Raw genomic sequence first — 1,831 nt, 5'->3', positions numbered from 1 at the left:
ATTGATCTGTTGGTTGAGGAAATCATTCGATGTCTCCCAAAGCACGCAAAAAGCAACGTTATCGCCCAAGTCGATCCCAAAAACAGAACCGACCGNGCAGTCGAGGAATCAATAGAGGCTTTCGGCGAAGGCGTCAGTGATTTCATTGATAACTTATTAGATGTTGTATTCCTCCCTTCCCCCGTGAAAACGGCCTTAAAGGCAACTAAAGGTGTTGTTGTCTCCGCCGCGAAGAAGGTGTGGGGATTCTTTTTTGGTTAATAGCCAACTTAATTAAAACTTTTGATAACCGTTATTTATCTTGAAAATAACTATTTATACAATAGTAGAGGAAATTTAAAAATGAAGAAACTTGTCATACTAATTCTCATACCATTACTGCAGGCATGTGGGGACTCAGATACAGAACTACCATATATAAAAGCCAAATCAGCTTATACGTGCGCACAATATAATGAGTCTCGTGCATATGGTGATATCGGCACACAAAATAGGATAAAACTTGCCACCATGCAGCAATTAGATGAAAGCTACATCGGTAGCACTAAAATAGAAAATTATTATAGGTCTAATTACACTAATAATAGAAAAGTTTTCGCCAGTGACATGAATGATGTAATTTCATATCACCTTGTTTTTGAGAAAAAATTAAATGACACGTGTCTAAATAAATCAGACATCAGTCTTTCTGACGCAATGACTATTTCAATAAATAAATTATATACAGAACTATCAACTCAACCACAATTGGCAACTTGCCAGTCATACATTGATAACAAAATAAGTTATAACGACATTTTAGTAGAAGCCAAAAAAGTACAAGAATATCATATACTGAGCCCAGTCAAAAAGATCATCAACACACCGAACTATGGCGAAAAGATTATTAAAGAAAATCTAATTAAAGATTGCGAAACTAATCCGCAAAGAAGGCTTTGGAGCTTATTTATAAGTATCGCATCTAACTTACGAATTGAAATAGACAAGAAGGAATCTGAAATAAGAACACAAGAAAGGGAAAAGGAAAAATTAGAGTATGAAATAAAAAATTATGCTACATCATTATTTTCCAGAGATGATGCAAATTGTAGTAGCTATGAAAATCAATACAAATTAAGTCAACGTAGTGATGGAAACCAAAAATTATTTAAAGAAGGACTCAATGGCACTATTGCTGATGTAGCGTTACATCTAAAATCGCATCAAAAAGAAGTTTTCGATAAATTATTTTCCGATAACCCTGATAAAATCGCCTTAAAAATACTAGATACTTGTCAAGGTATTGTACGAGATCCCAACAGCCCAGGCTACAGATTGACTGGTGCCTATCATGGCCCAGAATTTAATGGGAAAAGCCAACTAGTGTCCGTTTTAGCATCATTACCTGACCTCCCGCCAGAAAACCCATCAGAAGCTAAGCGAGGGCCAATAAGACCACTCGTTCTTCCCGAACGTCGTTAATATTCATTACTGAGGACATTAGCATATCGAGAATAAATAGACTGAGCTATCCGCAATCAAAATTAGGTTTATCACGAACTATTGGTCAGAAGAATTTGGCTGAGAAACCTCAACCTAAAGCGATGACCTGTATTTCATCCATTTGGTACAATGATCTAACAAGACAAAAACAGCTTAATATTGATTGCATTGATGATACTGGAATGGAATATCAATCCGCTCANCAATGGCCGGATAGCAGTATTGCCACTCGGGTATGCCAAATCGGTGAAGCNGGTTGTGAGGCCTTCTTAGTCATGGACAGTGATAAATGGAATGGCCCAAAGTAACAGAATAGTGAGCGTTGAGTTCTCTATCTCGTCTAAATATA

The 1,831-nt window shown here is 36.7% G+C and carries 1 protein-coding gene; it reads left to right on the top strand.

Annotated features, from left to right (window positions below):
- The first annotated feature begins 342 nt into the window (after positions 1–342).
- Complete coding sequence (locus YWE_RS0120845) at positions 343–1,461, top strand: hypothetical protein (protein ID WP_029096205.1); 1,119 nt, start codon at positions 343–345, stop codon at positions 1,459–1,461.
- The last annotated feature ends 370 nt before the right edge of the window (positions 1,462–1,831 follow it).

The organism is Budvicia aquatica DSM 5075 = ATCC 35567, assembly GCF_000427805.1.
Classification (GTDB): Bacteria; Pseudomonadota; Gammaproteobacteria; order Enterobacterales; family Enterobacteriaceae; genus Budvicia; species Budvicia aquatica.
The sequence above is the reverse complement of the archived record's forward strand: the minus strand, read 5'-3'. Positions and strand labels throughout refer to the sequence as shown.

Coding starts and splice junctions, on each gene's coding strand:
- YWE_RS0120845 (WP_029096205.1), top strand. CDS start 343: ATGAAGAAACTTGTCATACTAATTCTCATACCATTACTGCAGGCATGT.